The 21,853-nt window shown below is 46.1% G+C and carries 11 protein-coding genes; 4 read left to right on the forward strand and 7 right to left on the reverse strand.

All coding sequences use genetic code 11. The annotated features are described in order from the left end of the window. Positions 1 to 217: 217 nt before the first annotated feature. A complete protein-coding gene (locus H6F52_RS06490; RefSeq protein WP_190532958.1) occupies positions 218 to 1,798 on the reverse strand; it encodes a methyl-accepting chemotaxis protein in 1,581 nt (526 codons plus the stop codon). A gap of 609 nt (positions 1,799 to 2,407) precedes the next feature. On the opposite strand from H6F52_RS06490, the gene H6F52_RS06495 reads away from it, so the two are divergent. Continuing rightward, the gene (locus H6F52_RS06495; protein WP_190532961.1) at positions 2,408 to 2,596 is read left to right on the forward strand and encodes a hypothetical protein; all 189 of its coding nucleotides are present in this window, start codon (positions 2,408 to 2,410) and stop codon (positions 2,594 to 2,596) included. On the opposite strand, the gene H6F52_RS06500 is transcribed toward H6F52_RS06495, so the two are convergent. The 3 genes from H6F52_RS06500 to H6F52_RS06510 all read right to left on the reverse strand — a co-directional run bounded on the left by H6F52_RS06500 (position 2,597) and on the right by H6F52_RS06510 (position 10,492). Continuing rightward, complete coding sequence (locus tag H6F52_RS06500) at positions 2,597 to 3,655, reverse strand: chemotaxis protein CheW (RefSeq protein WP_190532964.1); 1,059 nt, start codon at positions 3,653 to 3,655, stop codon at positions 2,597 to 2,599. 5 nt (positions 3,656 to 3,660) lie between these two features. Continuing rightward, positions 3,661 to 5,241: a CheR family methyltransferase gene (locus tag H6F52_RS06505; protein WP_190532967.1), complete on the reverse strand. Its 1,581-nt coding sequence runs from the start codon at positions 5,239 to 5,241 to the stop codon at positions 3,661 to 3,663. Positions 5,242 to 5,365: 124 nt separating this feature from the next. Then, positions 5,366 to 10,492, reverse strand: coding sequence for a PAS domain S-box protein (locus H6F52_RS06510; protein ID WP_190532969.1), 5,127 nt, complete (start codon positions 10,490 to 10,492; stop codon positions 5,366 to 5,368). A gap of 887 nt (positions 10,493 to 11,379) precedes the next feature. Between H6F52_RS06510 and H6F52_RS06515 the strand changes: the two genes are divergently transcribed. Further along, positions 11,380 to 11,781 (forward strand): response regulator, encoded by a 402-nt coding sequence (locus H6F52_RS06515; protein WP_190413546.1) that lies wholly within the window; start codon positions 11,380 to 11,382, stop codon positions 11,779 to 11,781. A 221-nt stretch (positions 11,782 to 12,002) separates the two neighbouring features. Here the strand turns inward: H6F52_RS06515 and H6F52_RS06520 are convergent, their stop codons facing one another. Further along, positions 12,003 to 14,621, reverse strand: coding sequence for an adenylate/guanylate cyclase domain-containing protein (locus H6F52_RS06520; protein WP_242033197.1), 2,619 nt, complete (start codon positions 14,619 to 14,621; stop codon positions 12,003 to 12,005). Positions 14,622 to 14,776: 155 nt separating this feature from the next. Next, complete coding sequence (recN, locus tag H6F52_RS06525; RefSeq protein WP_190428704.1) at positions 14,777 to 16,651, reverse strand: DNA repair protein RecN; 1,875 nt, start codon at positions 16,649 to 16,651, stop codon at positions 14,777 to 14,779. Between the two features lie 279 nt (positions 16,652 to 16,930). Between recN and H6F52_RS06530 the strand changes: the two genes are divergently transcribed. Together H6F52_RS06530 and H6F52_RS06535 are read left to right on the forward strand one after the other, a co-directional pair. Then, positions 16,931 to 19,024 (forward strand): AarF/ABC1/UbiB kinase family protein, encoded by a 2,094-nt coding sequence (locus H6F52_RS06530; protein ID WP_190532972.1) that lies wholly within the window; start codon positions 16,931 to 16,933, stop codon positions 19,022 to 19,024. Positions 19,025 to 19,331: 307 nt separating this feature from the next. Further along, positions 19,332 to 20,111, forward strand: coding sequence for a PRC-barrel domain-containing protein (locus tag H6F52_RS06535; protein WP_190532975.1), 780 nt, complete (start codon positions 19,332 to 19,334; stop codon positions 20,109 to 20,111). A 48-nt stretch (positions 20,112 to 20,159) separates the two neighbouring features. On the opposite strand, the gene H6F52_RS06540 is transcribed toward H6F52_RS06535, so the two are convergent. Further along, complete coding sequence (locus tag H6F52_RS06540; RefSeq protein WP_190532977.1) at positions 20,160 to 21,482, reverse strand: ATP-binding protein; 1,323 nt, start codon at positions 21,480 to 21,482, stop codon at positions 20,160 to 20,162. Positions 21,483 to 21,853: the final 371 nt, after the last annotated feature.

The raw sequence follows: 21,853 nt of genomic DNA on the forward strand, positions 1-21,853 counted from the left end.
AGAGATAATTAGCCGTAATTTTTTGGGATATTTTTAAGCGAATATAGCAATCCTGATTGAATAGTGAAATTTTCTTTTGTTAACGAACCGCGTTGGCGGAGCCTGTGCCTTAGCGCTTAGACGCTCTAGCAAAGCAGGGGGAAGATCAGGACGCCAAGTAAGAGAGAAAAAGGAGCAGATAATTTTACGACTCTTGCACGGATTGCTATAGGATTCGCTACACCACTGACTTGAGGCTCAGAGCCGCTTCATTCAGTCTTTGGATGCCGATTTTAGTTTGAGTAATGCCACTGGCATTTTCTTTAGCTGCGACATTAAGGTTGCTCATTGCATCAACGACTTGTTGAATCGCGATCGCTTGTTGTTTGGCAGAAAGCGAAATTTGTTGACTGTTTATGGCGATATTTTCGATGGCATCAGCCACGCCGGTGAATGCTTGTGCTGTGCCCTGAGCGGTTTTCACCCCAGCTTCCACCGTTTTCGTCCCTTCATCCGTCACCATCACCGTGACATTGATCGCGTTTTGAATATCACTAACCAGGACGTTAATCTTTCCGGCAGATTTCTTACTTTGTTCTGCCAGTTTGCGAATTTCTGCCGCCACCACCGCAAAGCCTTTGCCGTGTTCGCCAGCTCGAACAGCTTCAACGGCTGCATTCAGTGCCAGCATATTCGTTTGGTTGGCTAAGTCACTCACCAAGCCAGAGATATTACCGATTTGATTCGTTTGCTCGGATAGACGGAGAATTTGAGAAGCGATCGCTCCCACTCTATCCTTGAGCAGCGCCATTTCCTCCAAAGTTCGCCCGACGGCTTGGCTTCCACCCTCCGTCAGCGAAAGCACCTGCCGCGATCCAGTTGCTGCTGCCTCGGCTTGCTCTGCTGATTGCTGAGATGAAGCACCCAACTCATCCATCGTGATCGTGGTTTGATTTACAGACGCCGCTTGTTGAGCTGCCGTGCGTTCTTGTTGCTCTACTGTGGCAGCAATTTCTGATGAAGAAGTGACAATCGTGTTGACAATGCCAGATATTTTGGCACCCAGCGGCTTAGCAATCGTGATGCTGAAGAAAACACCAAAAATAATCGCAGTCAGGGGGCCAAGAATCATCCCAACAAACACCCAAAAAGAGGTTTGAGCCACATCTGTTTCTGCTGCCTTCTGGGCTGCTTCCCCAAAGTTCTGGTTGTATTCCACAACTGCTAGCACCGATTCTGTGGCTGTGTTAAATGAGTTTAGTTCTTCATTTGCTGCCAGTTCGCTAAGTTCGTCCAGCAGGGCATCCGCCGCTTTTGCCCGTGCAAATTCTGGTGAGGTCTGCCTCTCCTGACTTACAAGCTCAGCCAGCCGATTCGCAGGATCTAAGACGCCCAGTTTGGCAAATTGTTGATAAATGTCCAGGAATCTTTCATGGTCTTGCTGCCACCTTTTCCAGTCCCCAAGAAATTTTTGATAGAGCTTTTTTTCGTCGGCAGTCTGTGAAATTGACTCATATTGTTTAAACCCTTCATCAATCTGCGCTTTAGCATTTTTAATTCTATTCAATTCAAACTGGCGATTTTCGGTTTTCAAAAATGTATTGAGTAGCGCTCGTTCCGATGACTGGATTTGGGTTTGTCCTTCATTGATTTTCCACAATCCAGTTACGCTAGGCAAAGTATTATTCCCCAGTGTATTAATATGGTCGCCCAGCCGAGTAGCTCCGCTCCAACCTACGAGAGCAACCACTAATACAATTAGACCCATTAGTAAAAATGAGCCGATTAATCGAGATTGTAAAGATAAATTTTTAAACATCAGACTTATCCTGCATTATTAAATTCGACGATTGGGTAAAGATTGAAGGCAGCTTTGTTCAGATTTTGGCGCTAAGTTTGATTTTGCTCGTACTAGTATTTTTTTGTTTCCTCAGTCAAGCCACCATGACTCGCTGGATAGCGATCGCTTAGGGCGATACAAGGAGTGAGAGAAAGCCAGTAACTCAAAATACTGTAGCTAATTTACCCGTTTTATGACTTTTCGTTTTTAAATTTAATACACCTAGAGGATTAGTATAAATACTGGTGATAAATTCTTCTTAGGGTAGGTTCTCCTAAAAAATTGAATTGCCAAAGAGAGGATTGTTTAGGAAATGTAAAATTTCTTAGTCAAACTTGCCCCTAACATCTCTATAATCCACCAAGAAAATACTCTTTGGAATTTTTTTAAAAATCTATACATACTTAGTTCTGTCTTAGAACGGCTCTTATTATTAATCCCTCTTCCGCTCTAGGAGTGTTAAGAGTTTAAAAAACTTAAAATATAGAAATGATATTTATTCACGTTGCCAACCAGCCGCGTACAGATTAACCAAATGACTGCCTTGAATCTCAACGCAGCTTTGTTGAGGTTTTAAGTGCCAATCAGTTGAGTAATGCCGCAAGCGGTGTCTTTGGCTTGCTGATTGGGAGCCTTCAGCGCTCCAACAACCTGTTAGATAGCGGCTTTCGCTCTTCTCTTCTCAGCATCGCTGCCCCTTCTAATGTTAGCGATGCCGCCTGGGTTGCTTTCTCAGCCAGCATTAAAGCTTTCTGGGCAATGGAATTTAACAACTAATCACACTTCTTCATCAACCATCAACCCTGCTTGCATCAGGATTTTGGGTAAATCTAAAATAGCTATCATCTTTTCGCCGTAAGCAACCGTTCCTCGGAGGTATTCTTCATTAACAGAACGGGCTGCGGCAGGTACTGGCATCATCTCCGTTAGGTGCAAATACATCACATCCAATACCTCATCAACTATCAAACCAGCCACCAGATCGTCAATGCAAGCAACCATCGCCTTCGCGGTATTCTCTAAATTACCCAATGGTAAATTTAATACCCCACGAATATCGATTAATGTCAAAATCTCACCCCGCAAATTCATATTGCCGACAATATAAGCTGGGCAACAAGGAATCGGAGTAACTTTGCGAATATCAGTAAATTCGCGCACGTTCCCCAAATCTACCCCAAAATATTCACCATTTAAATTAATCACTGCCATCGGGCGGCTTCCCGTAAAATCTTGGTTCTCCGCTTGTCGCCTTAAATTTTCTGCCCGTTCCTGGAAAATCGCTATTTCTTCTGAGGTTTTATTGGAGAAAAATAGGCGTCTCTCTTTGGGAGAACCAAAGGCAATATCAGCTTTTGTTTCTGGATTTAGCGATGTTTTTCCTGTAATTAATGTTTCAATTTGTTCTGTAGATTGGAGGAGCCTTTCCGGGTTTAGTAACATCACGATATCCGCCTCTAGATTGGCAATCCCCGTAACAAAATGGGGTTGATTCGCGATTTTTCGTTTATAGGAAAAATCTGCCGCGATCGCATTAGTGTAAATCTTCTGCACGTCATGAACTTCATTGACAATAATGCCAAATCTAAATCCCTGACATACCAGAACAATTACACTATCCGTAAGGCGATATTCTGGGAATCCGTACCCCAGGCGATAATGAAGATCCATAACTGGTAAGATTTCACCTCGGAGATTAAGCACTCCTACCATTTCAGGCGGTGCTTCTACGATTGGCGTTAACTCTGGGAGAAAGAAAATCTCTTGTACTGAAAATGCTTCTACTCCATAAAGGGAAGCATTCAAGCTGAAAATAATATATTGTTTATATTCCATAGAGATTATAACTGTGGTTGTAACATTTTTTGGATGTGTACGCTCAATTCTCCAACGGTCATTTTTTCTGGAGATTCAACTATCGATTCCTGGGGTAACTTTTTTAAAATTTCTAAAGCAACTGTTCGCATTTTTAAAGCTCTAGAAAGATTTCCTTCTAGTTCGTAAATGCCGCTAATTTCCAGATATGCCAAGATAGAGGAAGGCACTAAGTAAATGATTTTTTTTAATAAACTTTTAGCTTCTTCAACATCCCCCCGTTCTTCCGCAATATGGGCGAGTAGGTATAAAGGTTTTTCGGAAAGAGAATCGATTTTAAGTGCTAGTTGGCAGTAGTGAACTGCTTTGTCATATTCACCTAAGTTGGCATATATTTGAGCCATGAGATAGTAAGAGTCAAAGTTTTTGGGTGACAAAGCGATCGCTTGCTCTGTTTTTTGAATTGCTGAGGGATAATACTTCTGTTTGAAAAGGGTTTTAGCTTCACAGATAAGTGTCTGAAAGCTTGAAGTAGTCGCCGGTTTTTCGCTGACTTCAAGATTAGATAGGCGTCCGCATTCATTGACTTCGTTACTATTTTTTTCTCTTACTGGTACCGGAAAATAACTTTTAGGAACTAATTGTGCAAGTTCTATTTTTACCTTATTTGCCGCTGGGTAAGATGGGCAAAGTATTGGTTCTTCAGTGTCAGAATAAACTTTTGCTTTCTTCCTTGAAAGCTTCCCTCCAACCGTCTCTTTAGGGCGTTGATAGATCGTTGATTCGGGAAACGACTCCGTGTGAAATAAGCTGATATCTATCCCCTGAAGTTCAGCATGAGCCGTCAAAAGATATCCTCCTGGTTGTAAAGTATTGTAAAATTTATTGGCAACAAGTGAAATAGCAGGTTTATCAAAATAAACAAAGACATTTCGACAAAGAATTAAATCAATATTTTGAACATCTAACAATAAATTAGGAAAGGGCGTTTTAATTAAATTGACAGTTTTGAAATCAACTATGTCTTGAATGTTGTTGTTAATTTTCCATTCCGTCCCATGTGGCTCAAAGTAGCAGTTTTGTAGTTTCTGGTCTAACAATCGAAATGACCAAGAACTATAAACTCCTTGTTTTGCTTTATTGATAGACTCTTGATTGATATCTGTTCCTAAAATATAGAGATTCCAGCTTTCCCAATCTGGAATGAGTTCGGTGAGGAGAATCGCTAGAGAATAAGGTTCTTCGCCAGTTGAGCATCCCGCGCTCCAAATTCGCAGGGTTTTCGTTTGCTTTTTAGCGGCTATCAATCGCGGTAAAATTTGATATCTTAATAGAGAAAACTGACCTTTATCTCGAAAGAAGTAACTTTCGCCAATTGTTAACAAATTCGCTAGTTCTTGCCATTCGCCCTGACTTTGATAAGTCTCGGTTTCTAATAATTGGTAATAAGCCTCAGGAAGATAGATAGAAATGACGTTCATCCGGAAGCAAATTTTTTCACATAAAGCTTCTCGCTCTTGCGGACGAATCTGTAAGCCTGTATGAGTCCCGATGAGTTGTATAAAACGCTGTATGAGAGCTTCATTAAATTGTCTTTGAAATGACACGGAATCTCCTTCTCATTAAACTTCCCTGGTAGGACGAGTAAATAGCTTACTAAATACAAGAGGGCGATCGCTTTAGCGGCAGATGCATTCCTCAGCAAGGGCAACGCTTAGTCATGTTGAGTGGTTACAGGCAAGGAATCATAGGAATTTCAATCCAAAACTCTGCTCCCTGTCCTGGTTCTGACACGCACTTGAGCATTCCGCCATGTTTCTCCACCACAATTTGGTAGCTAATGGATAGCCCCAAACCAGTTCCCTTGCCGACTGGCTTGGTGGTAAAGAAGGGGTCAAACAGACGCTTGATAACGTTCTCTGGCATTCCTGGGCCATTGTCTCGAATCCGAATCACAACGACTTGGTTCTTGGTCATTGGTAATGGATCTTCGGTGATTGGCGTCAGCGACGTGTTAGGGTTTCCAGTCTCTTCCTCATTACCCGTTAGACGATTACGGATTTCGGTGGCGATAGTAATTTTCCTTGGTTCGGGTTGGCTGTCGAGGGCATCAATCGCATTGCTGAGAATGTTCATGAACACTTGATTGAGCTGACCGGCGTAGCAATCGACTAAGGGAAGATTGCCGTACTCCTTCAAGACTTGAATCCCGCCGTAAGCGCCATTGGGTTTCAGACGGCTATGGAGAATTAGCAAACTATTGTCGATTCCCTCGTGGATATCGACCGGCTTCATTTCAGCTTCATCCAGACGAGAGAAGTTCCGCAATGACAAGACAATCTGACGGATGCGGTCAGCGCCCATTTGCATGGAAGATAGCATTTTGGGCAAGTCATCAATGATGAACTCTAAATCAATCTCTTCCTCCTGCGCTTGAATTGCGGGAACGGGATTGGTGTAGTGCTGTTGATAGAGGTGTACGAGATCGAGTAGGTCTTGAATGTAGTCGCTGGTGTGGCTGAGGTTGCCGGTGATGAAATTGACTGGGTTGTTGATTTCGTGAGCAATTCCAGCGACCATTTGACCCAAGCTGGACATTTTTTCGGTCTGAATCAGCTGAGATTGGGCTTGTTTGAGATTGTGCAATGCTTGCTCTAGTTGTTGCGTCTGGGTTTGCGCGGCACGGGCGGCGGCACGACTTTGGGCGTAGAGTTCTGCTTGGTCAATGGCGATCGCTAGCTGATCCACGACGCCTTGCAGTAGCTCAATTTCGCTGTCAAGCCAGGGACGAGATCCACTGCTATGACTACAGACAATCGCGCCTAAATGACCGGCGTGGGTTTTCAAAGGTAGCAGCAGCACCGAACGAACGCCCAAATTGCTCAGTAGAGGTGCGATTTGCATTTCTCCATCCTCGGCATTTAGGCTGCGATCGCTTGTCAGATCGTCAACCCGCAACGTCTGAAGTTTGCGGATTTTGTCGCTTAGGGGATCGAGTTTTTCTGGGGGACACTCGGAGAGCAAACTCGGTCTACTCCCGTCTGTTGTCGCTTCGTGAGTTACGGTCAGACTCGCCTGATTGGACTGCGCCCAGCACCACAAATATTGACATTGGTCAACTTGCAACAAACCGCGAATCTCATTCACGGCGGTTCCCAGGATGGTATCTAGGTCGAGGGAATCTCGAATCTGGCTTGCTAAGCGAAACAGCAAGGCTTCCCGACGTGCTGAGAGGGCTTCTTTCGCCCAAGACCGATCGATGGCGATCGCGATCGCGTTGACGACCCACCCTAAGACTTGATGAACGGCTTCGGTAAAGCGTTGGCTGCTGCATACAGCCATGACGCCCACCAGTCGCTCTTCGACAATCAGGGGATAGATTGCTAAATAGCTTTCGGGAATTCGCAAACAGCTTTCAGCGACAAAATCATCGTACAAGCGGGCTTCCAACCCGCCCCCAGACCGATAATTACTATCCTGAGTCAGGTAGGGTTGACGAGTTTGAGCGACGAAGCCGACGAGGGTACCGTCTAGAACCTGGTGACGCTGAGCCAACAAATCTTGCCAATACAATTCGCTGTCTCGATCAACCCTTGTCGTTGCTTGCAATTCCAAGCGATTGAGTTTTTGGTTAAATGTCCAGATACAAGCAAAAGTTGCATCGAGATGCTGCACCATTGCTTCCGTACAGTGATTGAGACTTTCCGATAAAGACCCAGCCGCACCCAAAGCAGTACCGATTTCTGCTTCTAGGGTCGAGAGGCGCGATCGCTCCATCAGTGCTGCTTCTGACTGTTTGCGACCTGTAACATCCCGGAAATAAACCGATAGACCATCTTGATAGGGATAGCCCCGCACTTCAAACCACGACTCCAGCGGCTCGTAGAACACCTCAAAGTGAACCGTTACTTGATTGGCAACTGCCCGCTGGTACTCCTGATAAAAATTAGAAGTGACTGCTTCTGGAAACTCATCCCAAATACACTGATTAATCAACTCATCTTTGCTTCTAAACAAAAGCTGCTCTGCCCGCGAGTTCAAATAGGTGAATCGCCACTCGGTATCTAAAGTAAAGAAAGCATCGGTAATACTTTCCAAAATGCTCCGAGTGCGGTTCTCGCTGTTGACAGCCGCCTCGCGTGCCGCCTGTTCTCTCGCCAAAAGCTGGATGCGCTCCTCCTCTTGCCGCTTGCGCTCGTCGATATCCGTGTTCGTCCCAAACCAACTAACGATCCTGCCTTCGTTATCATGCACGGGTACTGCTCGTCCCAAGTGCCAGCGATAGTTTCCCTCAGCCGCATTCAGCAGGCGAAATTCAACTTCGTAAGGCTCTCCCGTAGAGAGAGAATGACTCCAGCGGGCAATACACCCCGGCACATCCTCCGGATGCAGCACATCTTGCCATCCCCAGCCCACCATTTCCTCGAAGGTGCGTCCGAAATATTCTAGAACGCGCTGGTTCACATAATCGAGTGCGCCATCTGGCTGTGCCGTCCATACCTGTTGCGGAATCACTTCAGCTAAAGCGCGAAAGCGCTGTTCGCTCTGCCGTCGTAATTCTTCTGCCCTTTTGCGCTCAGTGATGTCTTGACGGATTGCTACATATTCAACGGGTTTTCCATCGGAATTTAAGACGGGCACAATGGTGGTATCTACCCAGTAACAAGTTTTGTCTTTGGCTCGATTTCTGATTTCGCCATGCCAGACGCTGCCACTACTGATGGTTGCCCACATCTGCTGAAAAAATTCCTTGGGGTGATAGTCAGAATTGACGATGCGGTGATTTTGTCCGAGCAGTTCCTCTTTGGAGTATTGAGAAATTTCGCAGAATTTATCGTTTACATAGTTAATCTTTCCGGTGGAGTCAGTGACTGCCACGATTGAAGATTGAGCGAGTGCAAACTTGATGTCTGCCACTTCTTTGAGGGATTCAGACAGTGCAAATTCAGCTCGCTGACGCTCTTGTTGTGCATGAGCGTCTTTGATGGTAATCATCAAGTATCCGGCAATATCAGTTAAGGTGGCTAGCTCATGTTCGCTCCATTTGTATGGTTGCGGCGAGTCAAAGCAAAGCAAGCCTACTAACTGGTCGGAATACGGAAACGGTACGTCAAGCATAGACTGAGTTTGGACTGCCAGCAGGACATCAGCCAGAGGCGCTAGCCGGAAGTCTTGGGTAACATCGTTACAGATGAATGATTCGCCCATCTGCAAGGCATTGAGATACTCCGGAGCCGCAGTGAGGTCAACCACCGCTCCTAAGAGTTTCGGCATTCCTGGCGGCTCGATGGCGGAAATTACCGTCAAGATACCTTGGTGATTAATCGTTGAGTAAGCTATTCGCAGATAAGGGAAATATTCGCTAATTTGTTTGAGCGTGCGCTCAATTATTTGCTCTATCGACAAACCAGATCGGGTTTTAGTCGAGATGCTGTTAAGCAACTGAAGACGAGTTTTGCTCTTCAGAAGCGCTGTCTCGGCTCGCTTAGAGAGCGTGATGTCTGTCTGAATGCCAACCAAGTAAAGTAAATCGCCATTATCTGAGAACACGGGCGAAATTTTTAATTGGTTCCAGAAAGGTTGACCATCTTTGCGATAGTTTAGCAGCGTAACTTTAACTTCTTTCGCTTGAGCGATCGCATTCCTAATTTTTGCGATCGCTTCTGGATCGGTATCGGCACCTTGCAAAAACCGGCAGTTACGACCAATCGCTTCCTCTGGCTGATACCCAGTAATTCGGGTGAAAGCTGGGTTCGCGTAAACAATCGGGCAATTTGGTTGATGGGGATCGACGATGACAACTCCATCTGAAACTGACTTTACAGCTTGTGCCAGTTTCAGATTTTCTGCGGCGGCTCGACGCAAGGCATCTTCAGTTTGCTGACGTTTGGTGATATCCATAACTGTGCCGATCGTGCGAACCGTTGTTGCCGTTTCGCTGTAAAGAACTTTGCCTTTTCCCGCTAGCCAGCGGATACTGCCATCAGGACAGACAATGCGGAATTCAATCTCGTGGTCTGTTTTACCCTGAATAGAGTCAGCGATCGCCCCAGCGACAAGTTCCCGATCTTCAGGATGAACCCATTTTAGGAAGCATTCCTGAGTTGCGTCAGTGCCCGGAACTAAACCCAATAGCCCCTCTAAATTATCAGATCCTGTTGGAGCGATTCCTTCACCTGTCAAAAGATTAAAATCCTCAATGTTAGTGCCAGAAGCTGCTCGTCCCAACTGAAATCGGGTTTCTTTCTCCTGAAGTGCTGCTTCAGTTTGCTGTTGATTGATGATAATTTGTTCGAGGTTTGTTAAGTTTTTTCCCAGTTGTAAGTGAGCGATCGCTTGCCTTCCTAATGTCCCCAGTGCTTGCTGCTGTTCCTTGCTTAAATCTCGCGGCACATCATCGAGGGCAGATAGCACCCCTACCATCACGCCCTCAGACGTGACTAAGGGCACACCCGCATAAAATCGGATTTTTGGATCGAATTTCACCAAGGCATGGCTAGCAAACCGTTTATCAGACAGGGTATCCCGAACGAGCATCAACTCGCATTCGCAGATTTCTGGTTGCAGGATGGCATAAGTGCAGAAAGCAACATAGGCGTCAGTGTCTGGGGTAGAAATGCCCAATTTTGACTGAAGCCAATGTTGTTTGCCATCCATAAAGCTGAGCAAAGCCATCTTTGTCTGGCAAATATAGGCTGCTAAACGGGTCAGATCGTCGAAAGCAGCTACAGATATTTGAAGATACGCTAGCTCCGGAGGAGCCGTAACGCTGATGCGATCGGGGATAGAGTTGAGTAGCGGACACCATCCCAGAGCATCGAGCGGGATTGCTCCGTTTCCAGGTATTCTTGCGTTCATGTTAAGCGCCCTTTTCTGCGAATGCTGCACTTTTTAGGAGCTAGCTGTATAAATGTTTACTTTTATTAAAACCGGATGATGAAGGCACTCTTTGAGACTTACTTTCCCTTTGCCTCTATGAGAAGCTTTATTGAAAGTTATATGATGTAGATGTTCCCTTATTTAGTTACTGAACTTAATCTTTGATACTGCATCGCTCAAGTTAGGTTAGTTGATGCTAGCCACAGACTAAAAGAAACAACAGTGTAAAGTTTAGGTAGGCAATACCCTCTTCACCGCAATTGCCAAGCCACCATCCGTCTTTAGGGAAAGCTAGGTTTTTGGCTGCAAGCAGAAATGCGATCGCGCTTCTGCTTGCAGCCTGCTAACGAAGCCTTTCTAGAGCAACTTGGCAGAACCTTCTCTATCTAGGATTCCCGTCGAGGATATATTTCTATCACAGACTGATATTTTTTGATTAACAAACACCCCATCCGCTCTTTTAGTATTTTTATCTTTACAAAACAAATGCAGCTTCAGTTTGTTTTCTTGTTACAATTATTTAACTATATTCCCGTAATTCTTCTATTCACTGAGCAATAATCCTCAAGCTATAGTGCATATAGTAGAATGTTTATTTTAATAAAATTCAATTTTTGTAAAGCATTTTGAGATAGACAAACATTGAACAAACATTTATTAATAAGGAGTCCTAAAAAACTCAACGAAACTAGAAAAGCCTTAAATTAAGAATAGCTGGACAGGATAGATGTATTCTGACAAAGGAAAGCGATGCTCTCTTACCTACTGGGGCTGACGTTAGAATAATTTGGATTGGGCTTTTTAATCGCCTTTGAACCGAATTCAATGATTGTAGGTTTTTGTATACTAAAAACTGGGTAAAGAAGATGTCTTCAACTTTGAGTGATATACCGACTATCCTAGCAGTGGATGATAGTAGCGTCATGCAGACGCTGATCAAACGTGCCCTAGAAAGAGACTACAAAGTTTTGGTGGCAGATAATGCAGTAGATGCCTTATCGGTGATTTACCACCAGCAGATTTCAATTTTATTACTGGATGTTTCCATGCCAGGGGTAGACGGCTTAGAACTCTGCCGCACAGTCCGGAGTTTACCGCAATTTAGCGAGCTACCCATCATCATGCTGACAGCCCGAGACGGAGTTTTTGATAAAGTACAGGGGCGTCTGGCGGGTGCAACTGAATATTTGACAAAACCCTTTGAGGCTGAGCAACTGCGCCAGATTGTTGGCAGTTTTATTAATTCAAATTGTTCAACTGAAATTTAATTTCCACTCCCTCAAACTAGAAGTGTTAGCGTAGCGAATACTTGTTGGTTAAAATTAGTCACCAACACGATGCCATTGGTTCACATCCCCAACTTCTCTCTCGAAGTCGGGGATCTCGCCTTCAGGAATCATTTAAGACGGTTACACTTATCCGATTCCAGGGTGATTTTGCTGATAGCTCATCGCAACAATAGAGGTTTGAGATTAGCCGTTAGCCATTCCTACTTTTCCGTCAGCGTGAAAACCCCATCCCAGTTATCAGGAGGCGGTTCTTGGAGAAACAACTGGCAGCGTTTCAGGTGCAAAGCAGCCGCTTTGTCGTTTTTGTCAATTTCTTCCAGAATGGTGCCAAACTCACCCATCGCGCGAGTAAACTTGCGATTTAGGTAATACTCGCGTCCTTTATGGTAAAGCTCGATCGTCATTTGCTTTTGATCTGAGATTTTCTCTTCCCGCAGTCCCACCAGTTCATAGATATTCACTGGCGTAGTCTTACCTTTGACTCGAATACAATCAAGTTCTCTTGCCCAAATCAGATTCTTGCAAGGCTGATAAGTGCTTTCGCTAATCACAATATCGCAACCATATTGTTTGCTAGCACCTTCTAAGCGAGATCCCAAATTCACTTCGTCACCAATTGCGGTGAACTCCATGCGCTTACTGGAGCCAATATTACCGCTAATTACCGTACCGGAATTAATCCCAATCCCAATCTTAAATGTTGGGAATCCGATGTCTTGGCGACAGGCATTAAATTCTGTCAAACGATGACGCATTTCGACGGCTGTTTGTACCGACATCCAGGCATGATCCGGCAAGGGTAAGGGAGAACCAAAGACTGCCATAATGGCATCGCCAATATATTTATCGAGGGTGCCTTTGTGTGTAAAAACAGCGTCTACCATCGACTCAAAATATTCATTGAGCATCTGCACCACGTCTTCTGCATTCATACTTTCGGTTAAGGTGGTGTAGCTGCGAATATCTGAGAACAAGATGGAAACTTCTTTTTTATCGCCCCCTAGTTTGGCATCACCGCTATTGATTAACTGTTCTGCTAATTCTTGAGTCATGTAGCGGTACATCGTACTCTTGAGCCGTTTCTCCTGAGAGATGTCATCCATCACCACCAAGGCACCGTAGACGTTGTTATTGTCGCTGGCATCTGCAATGGAGTTAATTGACAGGTGAACGCTATGTTGTTCTTCTTCTGTAGAGAGCAGAGTTTGATCGGGGTAGTATTGCTGGCGGCTTTTTTCTTCAGCGGCGTCTATCGCAGCTTTAAACCATTTAGAAAAGTCACCTTCTTTGATGCGGATCAGATCGGCAATTTTTCTACCTTCTATATGGTCTTCATTTTTAAATCCTAAGAGTCGCTTGGCGCTTTCATTCGCTGCAATGATCTGACCGGATTTATCAGTAGAGAGAACTCCATTAGAAAGGCTGCGGAGAATATCACGCTGCATTTGTTCTTGCTGTTTGACCGTAGCAAACAATTTGGCATTTTGCAGCGCTACACCGGCTTGAATATTAAATGCTTCCATGAAAGCTTCATCGCTTTGATTAAAGCTTGCCTTCCAGCATTCGGGGGGTTCGGGCCAAGTTTCCGGATTATAAGGGGGAAATTCTCCCTGTTTTTTCTTATTTACAAGTTGGGTGACACCGATCAACGCTTTGTCAGCGTTAAAGATTGGCATGCATAATAAGCTACAAGTACGATAGCCATTTGCCTGATCGACTTGTTTAGATACTTCAGAATCTGGATCGGCATAGAGGTCAAAGGAGATATTCAGCGGTTTGCCGGATTCAGCAACTTTCCCGACATAACCTTTTCCAACTGGCACTCGCAGTTCTCGCATGGAACCGTCGGAAAGAGGGATTCTTGTCCATAAGTCATGGCGATCGCTATCTAACAGCCACAGGGTGCTACGATCTGCATTCATCAGCTCCTGGGCTTCATGCATCACCCGTTTCAGGGTATCTTCTAAGTCGAGATTGCTTTGGCTTAAGGAGCGAGTCGCCTTCATCAAGGCATCGGAAGCCCGCTGTCTCTGCGTTGCCATGTAAAAAGAGCGGGAACTTTCTAGAATCAAGCGAATGGAAGGCGCAAATTCTGCAAAAATTCTTTCATCTTTTGAAGTAAAACCATTGAGATCGATTCTTTCCCCTAACGGCTTTCCTGGCTGATTTGGTAAATTTAATTTATTAATTAATTGAACGACAGCGACTAAATTTCCCTCTTCGTTTACCAGAGGTAAAGTCAACATCGTATAGGTACGATAGCCATTTTCTTGGTCTTTCTTTTTGGCGAACGCAGAGCGCGGATCTTCGTAAAAATCAAAGGGAATATTAATACTTTTCTTATGGGTTGCCACCTCACCGGCAATCCCTTTATCGGCAGGAATCCGCAACTCTAAAGGTCGCCCCTCTGCGCCTTCAGCAAGAATTGACCAGAGTTGGTTCTTTTCTTCATCCAGTAAATAGATGGTTGTGCGATCTGCGCCGAGTAATTCTCCGGTTTTTAAGGTAATGGCATTCAACATTTCTTGAAGAATGGCATCAAAACCCTGACTATCAGTCAACATTGACAGGGTTTGATTGACTACCTGAAGCTTTTCTTCGACACCTGTGACGACTTCTTTGAAAGTTTCCTTATTCAGTGGGGCAAGAAGTGCCGTAAAACTTCCTTCTTTTGTGGCTAATGCACCACCCGTACCAGTAGGAATATTTGTAGGGGTTTGGGGAATTTGATTTCCTGTTTGATTTTCATCGTGGGGAACAACATCAATCACCCTGTCTGTATCGTTCCAACCATGCATTTTGGTAGATGAAGGTGTCATAGATTTTTTCAGATGCCTGAATTTGAGCGAGGTACGAGGCGGTGGAATTATCCTACAAATTTAACAGCCAAACTTTTTGTGCCTAGTGAGCAAATGCCATACTACTTACTCAACAGTTTACTCTTTGTTTTGGGGTTGGATAGAGGGCAGGTTATTTATTTGTTGTTATTGGTCTTGCGTCCATTATGTTTGACTGCGGCTTGAGCTAGCAAGGACTCTGCAAAAGCGATCGCATCTTTGGCAGAATGTCCCCCAGCTAGCGTTGCTAATTCTTGGCGGCGAGTCTGGTGATTGTCAAGCACGCTGACGCGGACAACCGTGCGTTCGGAAGCCTGAAGGATGTAAGATGTCGGGTCTTCTTCCCGGAGTCCTTGAATTGCTCTCTCTAAGGGGAGGGTTGGATGAATTGCTTCGGCGTTGGTTGTCGAGACTTCGCTCTTTTTCCCAGCCTTCTTGGAGGGATCTGGCTTCTGGCTTCCTTCGACGACGTGTTTATCGACGCGGAAATGGCGGTCAGCCATTGCGGCGACGAGGGGTTGGTGAGTGACGCAAAGAACTTGGTGTCCCTGAGAAAGTTGGTGGAGTTTCTCTGCGATCGCTTGGGCAACCCGTCCGGACACCCCGACATCGATTTCGTCAAAAATTAGGGTTCCGGCGGCTTCCAGTTGCGAGAAACAAGCTTTCAGCGCCAGCAGGAAGCGGCTCATTTCCCCCCCAGAGGCAGTGGCAGACAGCGGTTGCAGGGGTTCGCCTGGGTTGGGACTAAAATAAAAGGCGATCGCGTCGGCACCTGTTGCGGTTGGGGGACAAGGGGTAATTTTGACTTGAAACTGCACCTTTTCCATCGCTAAAGGCTTGAGTTCTGCCACGAGCCTGCTTTCTAGTTCGTTGGCAGCAACGCCGCGCAAAGCTGTCAACTGGTCAGCCGTGGATGTCAAAGTTTCATGACATCGAGAATAGATTTTTTCCAGTTCTTCGAGGGAGTGACCGCTATCGGTGAGGAGAGCGAGTTCAGCTTGGATGCTCTGACTGTAAGCGATCGCTTCCCCTAACGTCGGGCCATACTTGCGGCAAATCTGCTTCAGAGTGCGGATGCGCTCTTCCACTTCCGCCAGTCGCTGAGGATCGGCTTCTAAAGAAGCACCGTAAGCATTAATTTGCTGTCCGGCTTCCACCACTTGCGCCAGAGCCGTACTCACCATATCCAGAACGGGTTGCAGCGTGGCATCATACGTCACCATATCAATCAGCGTGGCTTCAGCCTGACCCAATAAGTCTGCACCTGCTGACTCCCCCGCATCATTTTGATAAAGAGCTTGATAAACCTGATAACTCAGCTGTTGTAACTCCACCACATGACTTAAGCGCTGGCGTTCTTGTTCGAGCTGTTCTGGCTCATCCGGTTCGCTTAAATTAGCGGCAGTTAATTCTTGGGCTTGATACTGTAGCAAATCGAGCCGTTGCAAGCGTTGCTGCTCGGACTGACGGCGTTTGTCTAGGCGATCTCGTGCTTGTTGGCAGTCGAGATAGGCAGCTTGAACGACTGAGCGTTGCTGTAGCACCGCCTCGCCGCCATAAACATCCAGTAACTCTCGCTGAAGCGCGGGTGCCACGAGTTGCACGGTTTGACCTTGGGCAGTAATTTCTACTAAGCGATCGCGCAGGCGATCCATTAATTGCCGATTGACCAGAACGCCATTGACGCGAGAGCGGCTGCGGAGGCTTCCTTGCAGACAGGCAATCTCCCGACAACAAACCACGGCTGTATCATCCAGCAGCTCGATCTCTTGTTCGGAGAGCCACTCGGTCACAACTCGGTCAACCTTGAAGGTGGCTTCCACCAAAGCGCGATCGCTACCCGTGCGAATCGACCATTTGCTGACTTTTCCGCCCAAGGCGGCGTCAATCGCATCCAGGATAATCGACTTTCCCGCGCCGGTTTCGCCGGTCAGAACATTCAATCCAGAGCCAAATTCCAGCTCCAGATGGTCAATCAAGGCAAAGTTTTCAATCCGTAGGGACAGGAGCATGGAGCAAAATTCACCTTGAGGGAAGAGGGCAGGCAGTGGCAACCCAATGAACAATGGCAAGTGCGAAGCATTTGATGCTGTGCGAGTTATTTAAAAAAGGTACTGGGCTACCAAACTTAGTTTAGTGTTTAGTTTTAAGTCCCGAAACTTTTTCAGGGTAGCGGGAAATTGACCGAACTGGCATTGTCCCCAGCTAGAGCCGGAATACCTTGTCCTGGCGCTTCCCCTACTTATTGTTACAATACTTAACAGAGTTGCTCTGAGTCGGTTCCCAAGCTTATGAATGTTAAAAGAGTCTCCCCTATGTCACATCGGACAGACGCAAGCGATCGCATTTCTACAACAGGTGTGATGAAACCTGCCCAGACAGCGTCCGCCGCGCCAGGAGAGGCGGTCGTGGTGGAGTATGAGCTGACGCCGACAGCAGAGCAATATCCAGCAGCCGTAGATGCCCAAACCGCCTATATCCAAGCAGAAGAACTGCGCTACGACCCCGTCGCCATTACCGATTACTACCGGAGGCGTCCATTCCAAGTTTGGGGGCGATTGTTCAATATTCTGGTGCCGATACTCCGCTTTGGACTGAGTTTGTGGTGGGACAAGCAAACAGGTAGCGTTCCCAAGAACGAGCGGAAACGGGCAATTCGATTGCGGACAATCATCACGAGACTGGGACCCGCCTATATTAAGGTGGGGCAAGCGCTCTCGACCCGACCAGACTTAGTTCCGACGACTTATTTAGACGAACTAAGTCACCTGCAAGACCAACTGCCACCTTTTCCCAATGAATTAGCTTATCGGTTTATTGAGGAAGAATTAGGCGATCGCCCCGAACAAATTTACGCCGAACTCTCCCCCACCCCGGTAGCCGCTGCCTCCTTGGGACAAGTCTACAAAGGCAAGCTCAAGACTGGCGAAACCGTCGCTGTGAAGGTGCAGCGTCCCGGCTTAAGAGAAAACATTGCCCTAGATATTTACATCCTGCGTACCCTTGCCGGGTGGGCGCAGAGAAATCTCAAACAGGTGCGGAGCGACCTCGTCTCCATCATGGATGAATTTGGCACCCGCATCTATGAAGAGATGGACTATACCCAAGAGGGTCACAACGCCGAGCGCTTTGCCTCTCTATACGGTCACTTACAAGATATTTACATTCCCAAGATTTACTGGGAATACACCCAGCGTCGCGTCCTGACAATGGAGTGGATTAACGGCACCAAATTGACCCAGCCAGAGGCACTCCGCGCTCAGGGAATTGATGCCGTTCATTTAATCGAGGTTGGCGTTCAGTGTTCGTTGCGGCAATTGCTAGAACATGGCTTTTTCCACGCTGACCCCCATCCAGGTAACTTGTTAGCGACGACTGACGGTCAACTTGCTTATCTGGATTTTGGCATGATGAGCGATGTCAAACCTTATCAGCGGTATGGCTTAATTGAAGCCGTGGTTCACATGGTCAACCGGGACTTTGAGGGCTTAGCTCGCGACTACGTGAATCTAGAGTTTTTAACCCCAGACACTGACCTGGCTCCCATCATCCCAGCCCTTTCCAAGGTCTTCAGCAACGCGCTGGGAGCTAGTGTCGCGGAGATGAACTTTAAGAGCATCACCGATGATATGTCGGCGTTGATGTATGAGTATCCCTTCCGCGTTCCAGCCTACTACGCGCTGATTATCCGGTCTCTGGTAACGTTAGAGGGGATTGCGATTAATGTCGATCCCAATTTCAAAGTTCTCAGTAAAGCGTATCCCTACGTTGCCAAGCGCCTCTTGACAGACCCTTCCCCGGAATTGCGGGCATCTCTGCGCGACCTCCTGTTCAAAGACGGCAGTTTCCGCTGGAATCGTCTGGAAAATCTGTTAAAAAATGCCCGTTTCAGTGACGATTATGACCTGACTCAGGTGCTGAACCAGACTCTAGATTTTCTGTTCTCAGAGCGGGGTGCATTTATCCGGGAACACCTAACGGATGAAATTGTGAAGGGTATCGATTCGCTGGGACGCCGCACCTTCCAAAATGTCACGTATTCGCTACGCGAACGGGTGGGGATGACAGTGAATGAAGCACCGCCGTCGGCAGAAACGCCCGCCAGTCTGGAGCATATTAAACGGATCTGGGATATTCTCCAGGAAACGAGCGGATTTGACGCGATGCAACTGCTACCCGTGATTCCCCAATTGCTGATGAAGCCAGAAACTCAGCGCATGGGTCAAAAAATTGCCGGGGGTTTGGTGCAGCGAGTGGCGGCGCGATTGATTCGGGACGTTTTACTTCAGGATGCGCCCCCAAAAGCCTCCCAGAACGGTCACACGCCACGTACTTATCCCCCAACATCACCACGCTTAGCGTTGCCGCCTGCTGCCGCGAGATAAGGCTGTAGAGACCGTTGGGGCATGGGAAAACTAGCTGGGTCACTGAAGAGCGTAAAGAGCGATCGCTCTGGTGACAATCTCGTTCAGTTGAGAATGATCTTAGTTAAGAATGATCTTAGGTTGGGTGGAGCTGACGCTCCGCCCAACTTTTGCTTTATTAAGTTGGTTTATCTTGGCTTAACCTCAACTCACACTTTGATTAGGAAACGTTTACAAGAAAGCTAAGTTTGAGGCGATCGCTTCCCGACTCTTGTTAATCTAAAGCAGCATATATTGCCAATTGAATGAATCTCTAAGGATTTTGGTCATGAACGCGCAACCACAGATAATTAGACAAAGTGACTTACTCAATCGGCTGGTACTCGATCGCAGTACAGCAGAAGAAGTGGGTCGGGTAGAGCAATTGTGGCTAAATTCTCAATCTCACCAAGTCGTAGGGTTTAGCTGCAAGTCAGGATTTTTGGGTAGTCTGAAACAGGTGTTTAGGTGGGAGCAAATTACTACGATTGGCACCGATAGTATTATTGTCAACAACACTCCAGAAGTTATTGAACCCGAAACGCCAATTCAGAAAATTTCTTTAATTGGACATGAGGTGTGGACTGACGCTGGCAACAAAGCTGGCAAAATTATAGACTATCTCTTCAATCCTAAAACCGGCGCTGTTGTTAATTACTTATTTGTTTCTAGTGGTTGGCGTGGTGTTTTGAATGGTGTTTATTTGCTCCCGGTAGAAGCTATTTCTAGCACGGGTAGTAAACGAGCGCTTGTCGCGGATGCCATCGTCCAAACTCCGCAACAGTACACCCAGGGACTTAATCAAAAAATGAGTCAAGCCGCAGAGTTACTGAGAGAAGACTATAAGAAAACTCAGGATGATTTAGAAGCGCTAAAGCGCAGCGCTCAAAATATTGCTGAGCAAGTCAAAGACACAACTGAAACGGTGACTGGGATTGCTAAAGACAAGTTTTCTGAGGCGACGCAGCGACAAGACACTTCTCAACCAAATGAGACGATAAAAACAATTGATACGACGGCTCAGTCTTTACCAAACGAGCCTCCAGAGCTACCTGGAAACACTAATTAAGCTAATAGCATAAAAAATCGATGATGAAGCACATCAAATAATCTTTACTTATCGGTTTTGATTCAGTTGATTGAGCGGCAACTTAACAGTAAAAGTCGTGCCGCTGCCAACTTCACTTTCGACAGCGATCGCACCATCGTGTAAATCAACACACTCTTTAACGATTGTCAATCCCAGCCCTGTACCAGAGATTGTGCCGACATTCGTTCCTCGATGGAATCGCTCAAACAAGCGTCGTTGGTCCTCTTTTGGGATTCCTATTCCCTCGTCCTGAATTTGGAAGATTGCCTCACGATCCTGACAGATAAGTTCAAAATGAACTTTGCCACCTCTAGGAGAATATTTAATTGCATTTGAAAGCAAATGGTCAATAATTTGTCGCAGCAGCTTTTTATCCAGGTAGGCGTTAGCACACTGCCCTTGATGAATAAAAGTAATCGCGTGTTGGGAGCCTATGCTAAGTTGCAATTCTTCCACCAACTCGCGGCTAAACTCTACTAAGTCTACTGGTATGGGATTAAGCTCTAACTTGCCAGCCTCTGTTTTATCCAGAAGGAGGATGTCGTTTAACAACCGAGCCATTTGTTTGCTAGCAGCTCTTATTTTCTGGAAATGCGAGTCTTTTTGTACGTCAGATAATTTGTGTTTGTAGCGTTCCAGTAATTCAGCAGACATAGAGATAATTGTCAGCGGCGTGCGGAATTCATGAGATGCAGCCCTGATGAAGCGAGATTTGAGATTGCTAAGTTCTTTTTCTTGTTCTAGTGCTTTTCGGGTTTGTTCCGCCTGTTTGTGGCGTTCGGTGATGTCACGCACTAGCCAGCGCAAACCGATTAAATTGCCGCAGCGATCGCGTATAGCAGCCACGTTCAGTGCAGCTGGGAACGGCTGACCTTTTGAGGGTTGTAAGCGCACTTCCCAGTCGTGCAACTGCGGGAAGTGATTCAATTCAGTCAATATATCCCTAAAAGTTTTGCGATCTTCCTTAGCCACAAAAATCGCCATCGGTTTGCCGATTAGAGAATTCTGGGATCGGTTCAGCAAAGACGCCGCCGTGCGGTTAGCCTCCTGAACGATTCCAGAGGTATTCGTCACGATGTACCCGTCTGGGGCAAACTCAAATAGCTCTTGGTAGCGCTGGCGTTCTGCTTTTACAGTCTCGCAGGCGATCGCAAGTTGTTCGTTGCGTTGCTGTAACTCCTCTGTAGCCACCTGCAACTCTTCCAAAACCGTGGAGAGTTCCTGCAAAGCCTCCATTGTCAGTGTTTCCTGCGGATGCGGAAGGGATGAGGATTCCCTAGTACGCTGCCACAGCTCGTGCAGGCGCTGTTGTGCCGCCTCAATCTGTTGGTTAAAAATTTCCTCTTCCATCACGTACTTGTTCTGTGAGAATTAAGCTTAAGGGTTGATGCGCTTGCAGGAGTTTTCCTAAATTCACGAGCGATCGCTTCCTTCATACTCACAGATTTATGAATTTAGTATAAAAGCAAATCCTCTCACAAAAGATGCAAGCTTAGGAACAGCGCTATTACTTACCACCAGAATAATATTTGTAACTACAGGAAGCGGCAAACTATAAAATTGAATATTACTATCGTAATATCCTGTCATTGCTAAGTCTCTCTACTAATCATAATTGCTTAGCACTTAATTTGAGAATTCTTAAGCATTTCTTTCAAAAAACAGAATCGTGAAGTTTTGATTAATAATTTGCGCTTACTAATCCCCAGGAATCGCCTTAA

This window comes from Coleofasciculus sp. FACHB-542 (genome assembly GCF_014695825.1).
GTDB lineage: Bacteria > Cyanobacteriota > Cyanobacteriia > Cyanobacteriales > FACHB-T130 > FACHB-T130.